This is a genomic window from Paenibacillus oralis, from assembly GCF_003863965.1.
Classification (GTDB): domain Bacteria; phylum Bacillota; class Bacilli; order Paenibacillales; family Paenibacillaceae; genus Fontibacillus; species Fontibacillus oralis.
This window is the reverse complement of sequence record NZ_RRCN01000001.1, coordinates 3,134,113-3,148,484: the sequence shown is the minus strand read 5'-3', so window position 1 is coordinate 3,148,484 and position 14,372 is coordinate 3,134,113. Positions and strand designations below refer to the sequence as shown.

Sequence of the window (14,372 nt, the reverse complement as noted above, 5' to 3'; positions counted from 1 at the left end):
TAAATTTCCTTACACTATCTCTCCATCATCTCCTTACTCAACCTTCTAACCGGTCCAATTTGCTTTTCAAACATCGAATCCCAGATTTCGAGACATTCCTGCGCAATCTTACTCAACTCAGTTTGCGTGGCTCCGGAAGTTTCATCATATAGTCCAATAACCAACTTAGAAATCTCATCTTGTACTCCCCAAACATGCTCGTATCTTTCAAACTCATTATTAATTAAATGCCAACTCATTTTCAGTATAATGTCACTATATTCAATTACTGACTTGGATTCCTGTTCCAGATAATGTACAAATGCATGCAACGTTCTTCGACTTAATTCAGAACTCATTAATTCGATCAAAAAATCCTTATCTCTCTTTAAATCAATTAGATTATCATAAAATAATCTTGAAATCGGCATCTCTAAATCTAATTTACTCGTCTTAAATCTACGTATAACAGTTTTAGCTAATGCGTTATATTCATCCTTATTAAAATATAACATAACCATATATAGAACCTGTTCGGCTTGTAGTTTGCTCATAGTATCTACATTAGTCATTTCATTAACGAATTCATTTTTAAGAATAAACATTTCCGATAAGCAATGCGCTCCACTTTTTATTAAATCCTCATCTTCAGAATCGAAGCATTGTTTAATAATATTCAAAACACGCTGGTGGTATTGCGGATACAATAAAAAAAACATATTTTTTGTACCATAGAATCCTGCTAGCCGATAATCCTGCTCATAAAGTTCAAGTATCTTTTCAGACGCCCACCCTCTATCAATATTATATGAGGGCCATAACGCAGATAAGCTTGCCAATCTAACTGCTGGATTCTCATCCAATACCAACTTTTCAATTGTGTTTTTGAATTGTTCAAACAAATCACTATCTTTCCATAGTAGGTGAGCAATTGCTTGAGCGGCTTTACCTCTTATGCAATTTATCGCATTAGTTTGTAACATGTTAAAGCTACGCATTTCTTTATCTTCATTACTGGTTACATTTGGCTTGCCAAGTTCGGGATTTTTATGGTTAATTGCAATGTCCTTAAGAATATCAAGAATCTCTTGTGACCATTCCTTTTCTTCCCTTTTCTCAATAAGGGTGCAAATATAACTTGCCCTGTATGAAGTATAATCGTATGAGTATTTCAATATCATTTTTTCCAATAATTCTAGTGGTACTTTATTCATATTTTCACTATATGCCACCCCGCTAAATAATGAGTCAATATATACATTTAATATGCTGTTATGCGACAGCACCAAATTTATCATTCTTTCAGGTTCCATTGAGACAGCACTACTAAAACTCCTCGAAAACATTTCAACCGAACTCTCTACAAATCCCCCCGTCACTTCTTTCCAACGGGAAGTATGTTTTTTATTTAGTTTATTATTAGTCAATATCTCTATCCATTTTTTGTTACTTAGCTTTTTCCCCGAAATAGGGGAACTTACAAATCCACCATGTCCATTTGAATACTTGTATAAAGTAGGTTCTTTGAGAAATTTACGTCTTAAAATACTTAATAAATCTCTTGCCTTGCTACTTAGTCGATTATACGGAAGCACTTCCAGGATTTCTTTTTGGAGATCTCCCCAAAAACTCCAATAGACTTTACCATACCCATTATTTTCCCTGTTGAATTCAATTCTACGTTGATATAAATCTTTACTGCATGGTGACATGTAACCAATAACCGTTTTTTCTAATACATCAAAAACATCTTGGCTACAGTGCTCAGAATGCTTGGCTAATACTTGTTTGGCAAGTAAGAATTCATTGCCATTACCACTAGTTTTTTCAAATATGTTACTATCAAAATCACTGCATAAATACTTAATAATAGGATCGCTATACATGTATGGTAATTTATACAATGCATCTAATATAATCTCGTTATATAAATCATTTCCCATTCCCATATATTCTTTATACCGTTCCCAAAAAGCTTCTGGATTTATACCGATTAACGCTGCATTCGCTTTTTTGATAATTTGAATGCATGTTCTTTCAAGACCTCTTTTATGAACATATCTCCCAGACCAATCACTATAAGACAACATCTCATCTTTTTCTGTCGGAATATATGGTAATAGTAGATTAAGCACTTCAAAACCATTTTCAATTAATATTTCTGAATCCTCTTGCAAAAGTCCCTCTTCATATCTATAGATATTCTCACTATTTTTTTTAAGCTTATTCTCTAATAGAAATGCAAACACTTTTATGGTTCTCATTTCACAATGCTTAAACATTTCCTTAAAATCAAGATATGTGTCGGCCATTTGTGGATACTTATGATAAAATTTCATTCGCAATTCAAACATTTCATCAGTATCTTGATTGATATTGTGTAAAAAGCATCGTGAAAAATAACTATCATCTTCTTGTGATTGAAAGGCATGCTTTTCTATAAACGCAACATCTTCTATTTCATATTTAGGTGACATACTTACAAGCAGATTAAATACAATATTTTTTTTCTCTGGGATATCAAACCATTTGTCTAAAAGACCGTAATCCCTAAGTAATTTAATATATTGTGGTTTGGAATATATGACATTATTAATTATTTGAGTACCATATGTTTCATCTTCACAATTTTCAACTATATAGTTCTGTATATTCTTGTCTAAAACATCCAGTTGATTTAATACTTCAAAAAAGACAAATTTTACACTATATCTGATTTGCTTGGATGCAAGCATTTTTTGACCGGCTTTAAGAAAATCCTCGCTATCGAACTCAATTAAATTCTGTAGAAGCATTTGCACCTGATATCTTCTTCCGGGAGACTGTCTTTCTTTAGGCCCAATAACTTCTAATATATCTTCGCTTTCATAATATTTCTTCAGCATTTCATCAGCTAAAAAACAATCTAATATTGATTGATGAGCAAATGAAATTTTATTACCTTGAACCAACAAAAAACCATTCGAAGTCAAAAAATCTAGGCACGATCCATTGACACTTAATATATTCAATGGAATACATAATCGACCTAATTTATCAAAATAATTAATGATTTTCCCCTTAGTTTCATTCAAATCACCCTCATTCAAACCGATTTCAAAACACTTTCTTGTTAGTTGTCTCCACCATTCCGAAACCAAATGATTTGCAGTTGAACATTCATTATATTCTTTACTGGTGTCTAACTGTCTCCAAATAAACAGATTACTTGGAACTCGCAGTATATCCTTCAATTTGCCTGTTAAGCTATTATACCGATCCCCAATAACAATTCTGACTGTCTCGTCTTCCAACTCATTAATAAGTATCTTATGCCATTGAATAGTGCTAATTTTTTTATCACTATTATTAAATAGAGACTTAATATTATTATCGTTTTCCAAATCATATGTTCTGCATACAAAAACCACAGATATTTTATGCTCTCTTTCATAGTTCAATCTCTCTACTTGATTTATAATCTGAGCACAAACCAATAATGCATCTCTAGAATGCGCTTGAGTCCATCGTAGCGCGTCTAGTTGATCCAATATAATTACTGCTTTTTCGAATTTAGAAACACTATGAATACAATGAACTATAGATGCTGGAAGCCCTAAATCTCCCCCCCATTTCCCTGCCGTCCCACTCGGAATACGTTTATCTAATTTGATCGCTAAATATGGTATAGCATTTTCTTGACAGTAGTTAATAATATCCTCTGTACACCCGCTTTTTCCCCTTCCAGCCTTCCCATGTATTATCAATGAACTTCCCGAATCAATTGCTTTTCTGCATATAGAAAATTCTTTCCTAGGGATCAATTCACCATCTAACGGAATAAACATAGATCTATATTCTCTATTTAATTCTTCCAACCTAGGAACAATTCGACTGTCAGCAGTAAGATTTTTTAGTCTAATTCCTTTTTCTCTAAGCAGTTTATACAATACAGATTGGTTGATTTTTTTTCCTAGAACGTCTCCGTCCACTATCCAAGCAATCAATGTTTCATATATGTCTTCTTCATTACCTAAGAAAAAATAGCTTATTTTAGATAAGACTATCTGTTTTAGTTCGCTATCCGGAAACTGACGATAAGATATTCTTTTTAGATACGAGATACATTTTATTAGTTCAACATCTTCCTTAGGGTCTATATCCATTGCCTTACAAAAGTTTTTAAAAAAATCAATTAATTCCTTGCTAGCATTAAGTACTTGATAATAGTAAAAATCTTGAGGAATGTTACTTGTATTCTTTGATCTATTTATTAAGTCCTCTAATTGTGTAAAAACTAGCGGGGATACTAATGCAACTGTATTCGACTCGTCCCTATCCAATTGAAATTTCCAATTGGTGAAGATTCCTTTAGCATTCGCAGTGCCATAGTCCCAATACTCCTTACTCGCATTTCTCCCTTTACATTGCTGAGCTTCTCTACTACCATTCTTTTTACCAATCCATAGGTCAACCCCTCGTTCATCGTCACCGAGGGCTTCTAAAGTTATATACTCCAATTTCTCATCCAATACTTCGAGAATTTGATATATTATCCATCTAATTTCAAATCTATTGCCACTTTTATCAGATCTTCCTCCAATTTCATATGGCATAGCTAGATCCCTCCTAAGTTCATTTCGCTAATATAATATTATTTAAACGAGTTCATGATCATCAAGTAAAGCATTGGGAAAATCGTCAAAGCCATACGTATCAAACAAATCATACTGCTGTAACAAACCCTCCATTATCAAAATATCTGGATTACGCGAGGGACTTAAATCACGGTGTTCTTTTAAATGTTTACCAAGGTGCTGAAGAGCAAAAAAGCAGAGAAGAGCGGGATGAATGGCTAACAGTTGCCTATCTCGCTCTTATTAACTATGTAATTACTGTATGAGTAATGTTAAGCTCATAAACTGTCTACAATTTTTCTTTTCCATAGGACAATTCGTTAATATGATATACTTCAACATCCGTACACTCAAAAAGCTCCGGGTAAAAATTTCTAGGTTATGCTCATCCAAATTAATTGTACTATTGTATTCACCACAGTAAAAATTTTTTTACACCTACGTTTTCAAAATGAAACGTACTTTTTTTGTTCGTGAACCCGACTAAAGTCAATGATATCGTCAATTTGCCATAGTGAAGCTCAAAAAGACGCTCGGGTTCGTTGAACCGGACGTCTTCTCACAAGTTTGTTTTTCAAACCTCAGATTTGGATTTAACTTCTTATCCTTAATCGCTTCTAATTCATCGGAAAATATGCAAAGTCCACTACACATTCAAACGCCGGTTTAACATCTGAGATATTTACGCTTGAAACCAAGCTGCCCCTTATCTACCGCCTTTTGAATACTGCCGGAAGCGAGCAGGATGCTGCTTTTCTTCTTGTCCCGCTTGATTTCCACCGGGCCGACCGCCTTTGCGGTTTCAACCGCTTTATCATGGAGCGGCAGATAGGATACCCCAACGTTGTAAATAAAATTGTTCATCGCCGATTTTGTTCGTTCGGGTGAGCCGTGAATCGTCTTTTCTACCATGTCGAGCATATTGGCGAGTTTACTTTCGGAAAATTCACCGTCCGGCCGGCTCCCCAACAGCCAACAGTAACAACTCCAGCCCGCCGACATTCTTAACTCTTCCCCGCTGGCGATCCACTTATCGGCAACCTTTTGGGCAATATCCGCTTCCGCCAAGGTTACGGCGACCACAAAATCGGACAGCATATAGAAATAGGCCCATCCATCCAACGCTCAAAATCCGCTTCAGTCATCGCCTTCGGATCGGCAATGATGCCGGCAAAGTACATGGCGTCGTAGTTCCCTGTGGCGTAGAGCTGTTCGGCCAAAGGCTGATCGATTTTGATTTTCTTCGCCATCGGCTTCATAGCGCCCGTAGCCACGCCAAAAAGCGGTTCGCGGGCGCCGTTGGATATATACATTTTCTTAAGGCGTTCCTTGCCGAGGCCTTCAAGCTCCTGCATGATCGAGTCCAGATTCATGGTTCGTCAACTCCCTGCTTCCGAAGATAGAGGATGGCTCGAAGAAAAATCCCCTCCATTGGTTCTTCTTCCAGCTTACTACGTGAAGCAACCTGGACTCAAATCTAAAATTTGGAGGTTGCCTTGGCTCCCGCCTACTCCCCTCGGCTCACCCGAAAACCTTGATCAGCCCCAAAGCCATTCGCCTCGAACTTGCCGCGAAAAGACAACTCGATGCTGTGAATGTCGCCGACCCAACCGCCGCCCTTTACAACCCGGTAAGATCCGCCGCTACTATAATCCAAATCGTCCCCGTACCAGTCCCAGCACCATTCCCGTACATTGCCCGACATATCGTAAAGCCCCAGCTCGTTGGGTTTCTTGCCGCCGACAGCTTTTGTTTTACTATTGTTGTTCTCTATGATGGGCCAGTTCCAGTCTCCGGATAAATATTGATCTCCGGCGTTTCGCCAATTCCAGGCTGCTTCATCCGCGTTATTGCTTCCGCTGTAGGTGTAGCTCTTGCTTATTTGGCCGCCGCCCGCGGCGTATTCCCACTCCGCTTCCGTCGGCAATCGGTAACCGTTAGCGCCGGCATTGATCGTTACGGTCCATTTTATATTATCGTAATCACTCTGATTATTCGGGTCCTTTTTATTCTTATCTATATTGTAGTAAGGTACTAAGCCCTCTTTTATACTCCGTTTATTACAGTACTCAACAGCGTCATACCAGCTTACCATTTCTACCGGCATATTGTCGCCTATGAATTGTGAAGGGTTGCTTCCCATGACCTCGACCCACTCTTTTTGAGTGACCTCGTATTTGCCGATATAAAAATCCGATAGGATTACATCTTTTCCATAGTAATTGGACTTGGTGTTCTTAAAAGCTCCGCCTTTGACGAATACAAGGCTGTTGTTCTTGTCAGTCTTTTCTTGCGAACAAGCGCTAACCACAAACATGATTGCTATTAAAAGGAAAATCAATAGCCTTCTCACTGCTATCTCCTCCTTTAAAGCCATAGGCCGTCCTATAGTATGTAAATAAGTACCTTTTGCTGAAATAGTTAAGGCCGTCGGCCGCGAGACCGTCCGGCCTTAGACAATACCACTGATTAACCGCTTACCACACCGTTACGTTGGAGCTCCCGCTGCTTTGATAACCCTCCGTCGCCAATACCTGATAAGACCAGCTGCTTCCCAGATTCATTCCTGCATTTCTCCATGCATTTACGTGGTTGCCAAAATTGATAGAGACGTTGCTCCCGGTTGGTCTCTTTGACTGCCGCACGCTCCAGAACTGCTGGAATGTTTGTATACCGTCAATGGAAGGTGCGTTGTAGCGCATCGTCGTATATATGTCATAGGTGCCCCCATCGCTGTTCACGGTGCCTTTATACGTTCCGGTAGGTCTGTAAGTACCCCAGCTATCCACGACGTAATATTCGATGAGCGAGTTTCTCGTCCACCCGTAAAGCGTCAAATACGCATTGCCGGACGGCGCCCAGACACCGGCATTGTAGTTTACTGTTCTGGATGGCGATCCGGTAGTCCAGCCTTTACCGACAACAAAATTCCCGGTATTTTGCCATGTGACACTGTAATTGCCGCCGGACCCATTGACCGCGTTGACTGTCCCGCCGCCATCGGTCCAATATTGCCAATAGTCTGTCGCCGCATTTGAGGTTGCCGCCAACAAGCTAAAACTCATTAAAGCTGCCGTAAATACCGTTAAAATTTTCTTGTTAAACTTAAACATGCATTTACCTCCTCAAATATTTTTTATCGCCACTTTAACCTCTACCCTACTTCTTGCCGGTTGCTTCTTTTTGCGGTACACCGCTTATCCTGTGTTATATGCCGAGAACATCTTACTGTCACCCCCTTTACTAGAAAATTATAGAAGGAAAGCGCATACATTTCACTTCACAAATTAAAGAAGTTACCCCCCTATTTTTTATATAAATGCACGGAAACCGCCGAAGAAGCGAGGTCATAACGGGTTCGGCAGCGTCTCCATAATGCAAAAAGCCGCCCTATTAAAGGACGGCTGTACGATACGACACTACTTTTGTGTGCCGCCATATCCTTCCGGCGCGGGAATCCCCTTTTCAGCCGATCTGCTTACAGATTCCCAATCTTCCCATGTTTTTATGCGCTCTTGATGGGTGTTCCTAACGAGGTCAAAGATCATACTTCCCAAGATCAGTCTTAAGGGAGGATTTTCGCTTTCCACCAACTTCATAAGAGCCTCAGCAGCTAAGATGGGATCGCTATCTAGCGAGCCTTCCGCATACTGTTTCGCCAATTCTTCCCTAAGGGAATCGTAGGCGTCCAGCGGATTGCTGTAACGCATTGCTGTATACAAATCTGTCCAGTAGCCGCCAGGTTCCACCATCGTGAGCTTCACCCCAAAGTGGGCAGCTTCTTGTGCCAAAGCTTCACTCAATCCCTCTAGCGCAAATTTGCTTGCACTGTATAAGCCTGACATTGGACCAGAAATCAATCCCCCGATACTGGAAATCTGAATCAAGTGCCCTGCCCTCTGTTCGCGCAGGTAAGGAAACACAGCCTGACAGACCCAAAGAGCACCGAAAAAATTGGTTTCCATCAAGTCTCTTGCATCGCTTTCACTCAATTCTTCGACCATGCCTAAAGTCATAACACCCGCGTTATTCACAACGATATCAAGATGTCCAAAATGTTCTACAGCTACTTTAACAGTTGCAAAGACAGCCTCCCGATCCCTTATATCGAGATTCAAAAACAGTAACGAGTCTTGATATTGCTCCTGCAGCTTTTCTAATTTACCAATGGTTCTTGCCACAGCCACAACTTGATCCCCTGCTTCTAAAGCCGCACTGGTGAATGCATAACCAAGACCTTTGCTCGCCCCTGTAATAAACCAGACGCGCCTTTTTCCAATATTTCTATCCGTGAGTTTATCGGGCTTTTGTGTTGTCATTGAAATTCCTCCTATTGAAAAATAAAAAGCACAGGCAATTCTCTGCCTGTGCAAATCGTAATCGAATAGGAATATCCATATGAGTCCATGTTAACAGCAAAGATAAAGAAGCTACCCCAGAAAAACATTGGAGATAACACTTTATACTTACACTTATAAATGAACAAGACAGCATATGGACAGACTCATCCCGATTACTCTGCTAACAGGCAGAGTTAAAAGAAAGCTCAAATTAATGCAATGTACATTAATGTTTGCTTATCGGGAAGAATCTATCACACATAACCCTCCGTTCATTTCAGATAGAGACAGTATAACAATGGCTATCACAATTTTCAACTATGATATCTACACTTGATGAATTATTCTCTCTTTCCGGATAACCAATCAATTGTGTAGGGCACGCTTTAAAGCCGCGTGATATTCTTGTATCATCCTCTGGCTGATCTCGGCAGAAGGAAAGTATTCTTCGCAGCCATGAAAACATCCAGGGTACAAATGAAATTCCGTTGGCACACCGGCCTGCGTTAGCCTTAGTACATAGTCGATGGTTTCATCGCGAAACGGATCCAGGTCACCGACACAAGTGTACGTAGGCGGAAGTCCCGACAAATCGGCTGCGCGTGCCGGTGCGGCATAGGGGGATGCTTCACCTTGTTCCCCTAGATACATTTCCCATGCCAATTGGGTTTTGGCTTTGCTCCACACTCTGTCATCCGTGATTTCATTGCTGGACTTGGTTATGATTCGATCGTCAAGCATCGGATAAAGAGGCATTTGGAACAGGATCGAAGGGCCGTTTCGATCTCTTGCCAAAAGGGAAACAGCAGCCGTCAATCCACCGCCGGCACTGGGGCCCACAACCGCGATTCTGGATGAATCGCTCCCCAGTTCTTCAGCATTTTCGGAGAACCATTGGAGTGCGGCGTAGCAATCTTCAAGCGGAGCCGGAAAAGGATGCTCCGGAGCCAGCCGATAATCCACGGAAACGATGACACATTCGATTTCCGATACCAAATACTGCAAAGCAGGGTCCATCATATCGGCGGAACCGAGGATATAGCCGCCGCCGTGAATATATAGAACGCCCGGAAGCGGTCCATTCTTCACTTTCGGTTCGTAAATCTTGATCCGGACATCCGGATCCCCCGCCGCGCCCGGAACATATCTTTCCGAGGTCAAAACTGCGTCATTAACAGGCAGCGAGGCTGCCGTACCGGCAGCAAACTCTTGCATCTCTTTCCTTTTGGCCGCTAAATTCTCCCTGGTGTAAACGACTTCCGGTAAAAGGGAAAACATATTTTTAAGTTCCGGATGTACTCTTTCTTCCATCTTCATTGAATGTCACCCCTGGCTGTTTCGCCACGCCGTTTGCCCCAGCAGATCCCGCATGGTTGCCATGTACTTTTCTTCCGACTGGGACCATCTCAGTTTAGCCGTTTCTTCCGCGTCCGGACCTGCGAGATAACGCAGCCGGTTCGACGGATCGCACGCAGCGGCGTAAACCTGATCCGCAACCTGGTTCTCATCCGCACTATCAAACGGATAATTCATCATGGAGTTCATCATATGATCAAAATAAGACTTGTACGCTTGTGGAATGGATACGTCCTGCGCGGCAGCCATCGTGTTCGAAGCGAAATTCGTGGTTCGCATAGCTCCGGGTTCCACAAGTTTGACGGAGATATTTTGCGATTCCAGCTCGTACGACAGCGATTCCGACAGCCCCTCGACTGCATGCTTGGTCGCCACATAGACCGTCAGAAGCGGATTGGATACAAAACCCACGTTCGAAGTGACATTGACGATGGTTCCGCCCCCTTGCTCGCGAAAATAAGGGGTAATCGCCTGTATGACGTTCATGACACCAAAGACATTGGTCTCAAAAATCCCGCGGATCACATTCATCGGTGTGGCTTCAAAGATCGATAGGATGCTGACTCCGGCGTTGTTCACGACGGCGTCGATCCGGCCGAACCTGGCGATCCCTGCCGCAATCGCCGCCTCGATGGTGGCGGGCTTAGTCACATCAAGTTCGGTTACGAAAATCCGGTCGGGATTTTCCTCCGCCAAGCGCCGGTCCGGCTTGCGCATCGTCGCAACCACGTTCCATCCTTCATTGGCAAACTTCTTCGCTGCCGTATTCCCTAGTCCGGTCGAGCTCCCGGTAATCAATACCGTTTTGGTCATTGAAGATCCTCCTCTTCATCATTTTTGTTATTTCTACCTTAGCTTACCGGGTTGAAGCCGCTCTAAGTCAAATCCAAAACTCGATCCCTTATGGACAAGGGGATGATAGACTAATAGCAAGTTCAGATTGTAAAATAAACGAGAGTAACTCTAACACTCAAAGGCGGTGACGAACGCTTATGGCTTATACGATGAAGGAAGTGGTGAAAAAAACGGGCATTAACCCGTATACGTTGCGTTTTTATGAGAAGGAAGGCGTATTGCCGGCGGTTGACCGGGATGCTAACGGGGTGCGTAAATTCAACGACCACTACGTCGATTGTGTAGAGATGGTACAAGCGCTTCGTTCAGCAGGTTTGCCTTTGGCGGAAATAAAACAATATGTTGAGCTGTACAAGAGCGGGGACCGGACACTTCCTTTAAGAAAAACGATGCTGGCCAACCAAAAAAGCAGAGTGGAGGAACAAATAACACGACTGATAAAAACGCTGGAAAAGCTCAATTACAAGCTGGCGTTAATCGATGCCCAGGAAAACAAATTTGACAGGCTGCCCTGATAGGCGGAAAAGCATTCTAAATTGGATGGATACTGAATGTTATCTATAAAAACACTAAAAAATCGAGCTGAAAAACGCAATTTTTCAGCCCGATTTTACTTTATCTTTTTAAACTATTCGATATTGATAGTTTTACATCTAATGGATAAATAATGCCTTAGTTCTTACCGCCATAGCCCTTATAAGTAGCGTAAACCGCATCTGCGTATTGATTGGCCAGAATAGGACGGCCATAAGAATCTGTAGCTCCCGGATACCAGTAATCTCCTCCGTTATAGTGTAATAAGCCGTTATATATGTTGCCGAATTTAACAATCTTTTCATTTAAAATCAGGGCGCCCAAATAAACCTGATCTTGTTCACTGCTGTGATTATAAGCGCGGCCAAATTTTGAGCTGAATTGCGATAAATAAGCATTACGTGTGTTTGGTTCTACCTGCATCAATCCGTCGCCGGCTGATGGACTGCCTGGTAAACCTGCTCCAAAACTGCTTTCCTTTTTGATCACAGCACTCAGCAATAAAGCAAAATCTCCGCCTTTACCGAATTTATTGTCCGCATTCACTGCATATGTCCATATGTGGCTTGGAACTTCGGATGGCTTTGTTACTGAAGGATTTGTTGGTGGTGTCGTTGGTGGTGTCGTTCCGCTGCCGCCTTTCTCCCATAAAGCAGGAACAATGGGTGGTTCCCAACCAACGAGGGAAGTATGTGCCTGACGACAGGTATAAGTACTTCCACTATATGTTACTGTATCATTTACTGCATATGCAGTATTTGGAGCCCATGCTCCTCTAGCGGCTGCGCTCACCGGTAAGACTGCGCAAAAGGTGGATAAGAATACTGCTAAAACTACCAAAAGTGATGTGGCTTTAAAAGAAAACTTTCTATTAGTCATTTTCAAACCTCCTTGTATTTTTCTTCTGATATTTTCCCGTGTTGCTCATTTTCGATATTTTTCAGCACTATTCCCCCCCTTTGTTTTCACAAATACTTCAAGTTCATTCCATAATTAAAAGCGCTTAAACTTATTACAATTCTAATAATACATAAATATGAAAATAATCCCAATAGGACATAAGTTCTACTTTCTTGAAATTTTTGATTAGACTGGAAAGAGGCTAAGTCTACAGGTCATAGAGTCAACCTAAAACTTAGCCCCTTGATTTCATATTAAATTTATTTTAAATAAACTTTGGCTCAAGACCAAAATCAGTGCTTAACAAAATAAATGATGACGGTGATAGGGGGTGTTGTCTCTTCAAACCGCTTTGCACGATTATCCCCCTGGTTCAGGAAGCCAAGTCACCCGATCAAACGGGATAATCGTGCAAAGCCTCTGGATAACGAGTCTCGCTCCAAACCACACGGTCTGTTGCCGGCTTGACTGTCAAGCACTGATGATTAGGTTGAACCTAAACTTTTTCTTATTTATCTAAGTTCATCTTTAAAATCGATCTACAACGTCTCCGTACTGAGCGTAAATCCTTCAATCACGGCGTCTTCGTCAACCTCGATCAAGATGCAGCGTTTCCCTTGATAATTCACCTGTCTCACGTACTTTAAATCTTGAGGACTGATCGAGATCGTGGCTATCTTCGTATCGATCTTAATCGATTTCGAAGTGAACTTCGGAATAACGCTGCTCGCTTTGATTTCATAGTTTTTATCGTCAACGATCGTTTGAAACGCCCGTTCCACCTTTTCCGTCGTCACGTTCTCCACGCCGCTCACCGTCAGCATGCGTTCCACATCTTTATAATCCAGCTTCGGCGGTTCTTCCTCTTCGTGGGTCTCGATGACTTGATGAATTTCCTCATATACGTTCGCGATCGTTGAGGCATCGATCTGATCCCCCGTCACTTCTTTCACGATCTCCTCAAAAATGGCTCTCTCTTCTAACGCAGTCACGCTCTTCTCGGCATTTAAGACTTCCTCGATGAAATGCTGATTCGGTTCATGCGCTCTCCCCGAGGAATATAGAATACGATTCACATCGGAATAACCATCCGTCACGCTGGGGTAGAAAAAACCTTGCTCCGGCGAACTTAACTTTATGATCGGATCTACGATGACATTGTACTTGAATTCCCGCTCGACATAATCGAACATGAGCGTTTTCTTCTGTTGTTCCGTAGAATTTATGCTGCACAGAATGAAAGGATTTGCGAACATTTCGTCGTTTTCGCTCTCCTCGGCTTCTTCGTTCCTAGCCTTGGTCGGCTGGTAATATTGCCCGCGCACGAAAGTAATCACCGTATCCCGTTCATAGTGGGTATCCGCCAGCATTTTCTCCACCAACAGGAGCATCAGATCGTGCCATTCTTCGGGGTCGCCGGTCACCAGACCTTGATGGAGAAGCACCCGCGTTGGCGTCTCCGCCTCCTCATGAAGCTTTAATTCGAACAGCTTTTGATCCAATTCGCCGGCCAGCAGCTTTTTGAAATTGCCCATATGCAGCTCCTGCTTCTCCCTGTCCAATAGTTCAAACGGCTGACGTTCGTAATGATAGATTTCATTGGTTTCCTTCATAATATACACATTAAGAATATCGTAAATATGAAGCTTTTCGTGATCCAGCTTAAACTGCTTGCGAATATACGCGACTTCTTTCTTTAACATGATGTATCGGACATCTCCTATGAAGTGAAATGGACTTACTAGAAAACGATGAAACTGGATGTTTATAACGGAATGATTTGGCCCTTGAT

Annotated in this window: 9 protein-coding genes and 1 pseudogene; 1 reads left to right on the top strand and 9 read right to left on the bottom strand. The window is 41.7% G+C overall.

The window, feature by feature from the left end:
• Positions 1-14 precede the first annotated feature (14 nt).
• The 7 genes and pseudogenes from EHV15_RS14280 to EHV15_RS14250 all read right to left on the bottom strand — a co-directional run bounded on the left by EHV15_RS14280 (position 15) and on the right by EHV15_RS14250 (position 11,104).
• Complete coding sequence (locus EHV15_RS14280; RefSeq protein ID WP_128631795.1) at positions 15-4,574, bottom strand: HEAT repeat domain-containing protein; 4,560 nt, start codon at positions 4,572-4,574, stop codon at positions 15-17.
• A gap of 687 nt (positions 4,575-5,261) precedes the next feature.
• A pseudogene (locus EHV15_RS14275) lies at positions 5,262-5,968 on the bottom strand (DNA alkylation repair protein).
• Positions 5,969-6,102: 134 nt separating this feature from the next.
• Positions 6,103-6,948, bottom strand: a complete 846-nt coding sequence (locus tag EHV15_RS14270; RefSeq protein ID WP_128631794.1) for a formylglycine-generating enzyme family protein — start codon at positions 6,946-6,948, stop codon at positions 6,103-6,105.
• A 124-nt stretch (positions 6,949-7,072) separates the two neighbouring features.
• Positions 7,073-7,708 (bottom strand): glycoside hydrolase family 11 protein, encoded by a 636-nt coding sequence (locus EHV15_RS14265; protein WP_036625726.1) that lies wholly within the window; start codon positions 7,706-7,708, stop codon positions 7,073-7,075.
• A gap of 306 nt (positions 7,709-8,014) precedes the next feature.
• A complete protein-coding gene (locus EHV15_RS14260) occupies positions 8,015-8,914 on the bottom strand; it encodes an SDR family oxidoreductase (RefSeq protein WP_051985685.1) in 900 nt (299 codons plus the stop codon).
• 387 nt (positions 8,915-9,301) lie between these two features.
• On the bottom strand, positions 9,302-10,252 hold the full coding sequence (locus EHV15_RS14255) for an alpha/beta hydrolase (RefSeq protein WP_178075850.1): 951 nt from the start codon (positions 10,250-10,252) through the stop codon (positions 9,302-9,304).
• 6 nt (positions 10,253-10,258) lie between these two features.
• Positions 10,259-11,104, bottom strand: coding sequence for an SDR family oxidoreductase (locus tag EHV15_RS14250; protein ID WP_036625729.1), 846 nt, complete (start codon positions 11,102-11,104; stop codon positions 10,259-10,261).
• Positions 11,105-11,283: 179 nt separating this feature from the next.
• Between EHV15_RS14250 and EHV15_RS14245 the strand changes: the two genes are divergently transcribed.
• On the top strand, positions 11,284-11,661 hold the full coding sequence (locus EHV15_RS14245) for a MerR family transcriptional regulator (RefSeq protein ID WP_036625730.1): 378 nt from the start codon (positions 11,284-11,286) through the stop codon (positions 11,659-11,661).
• A 157-nt stretch (positions 11,662-11,818) separates the two neighbouring features.
• Here the strand turns inward: EHV15_RS14245 and EHV15_RS14240 are convergent, their stop codons facing one another.
• Both EHV15_RS14240 and EHV15_RS14235 read right to left on the bottom strand, forming a co-directional pair.
• Positions 11,819-12,559, bottom strand: a complete 741-nt coding sequence (locus EHV15_RS14240) for a carbohydrate-binding protein (protein ID WP_128631793.1) — start codon at positions 12,557-12,559, stop codon at positions 11,819-11,821.
• 560 nt (positions 12,560-13,119) lie between these two features.
• Positions 13,120-14,283 (bottom strand): DUF4317 domain-containing protein, encoded by a 1,164-nt coding sequence (locus EHV15_RS14235; RefSeq protein ID WP_128631792.1) that lies wholly within the window; start codon positions 14,281-14,283, stop codon positions 13,120-13,122.
• Positions 14,284-14,372 lie beyond the last annotated feature (89 nt).

Coding starts and splice junctions, on each gene's coding strand:
- EHV15_RS14250 (WP_036625729.1), bottom strand. CDS start 11,104: ATGACCAAAACGGTATTGATTACCGGGAGCTCGACCGGACTAGGGAAT.
- EHV15_RS14260 (WP_051985685.1), bottom strand. CDS start 8,914: ATGACAACACAAAAGCCCGATAAACTCACGGATAGAAATATTGGAAAA.
- EHV15_RS14280 (WP_128631795.1), bottom strand. CDS start 4,574: ATGCCATATGAAATTGGAGGAAGATCTGATAAAAGTGGCAATAGATTT.
- EHV15_RS14245 (WP_036625730.1), top strand. CDS start 11,284: ATGGCTTATACGATGAAGGAAGTGGTGAAAAAAACGGGCATTAACCCG.
- EHV15_RS14255 (WP_178075850.1), bottom strand. CDS start 10,252: ATGAAGATGGAAGAAAGAGTACATCCGGAACTTAAAAATATGTTTTCC.
- EHV15_RS14265 (WP_036625726.1), bottom strand. CDS start 7,708: ATGTTTAAGTTTAACAAGAAAATTTTAACGGTATTTACGGCAGCTTTA.
- EHV15_RS14235 (WP_128631792.1), bottom strand. CDS start 14,283: ATGTTAAAGAAAGAAGTCGCGTATATTCGCAAGCAGTTTAAGCTGGAT.
- EHV15_RS14240 (WP_128631793.1), bottom strand. CDS start 12,559: ATGACTAATAGAAAGTTTTCTTTTAAAGCCACATCACTTTTGGTAGTT.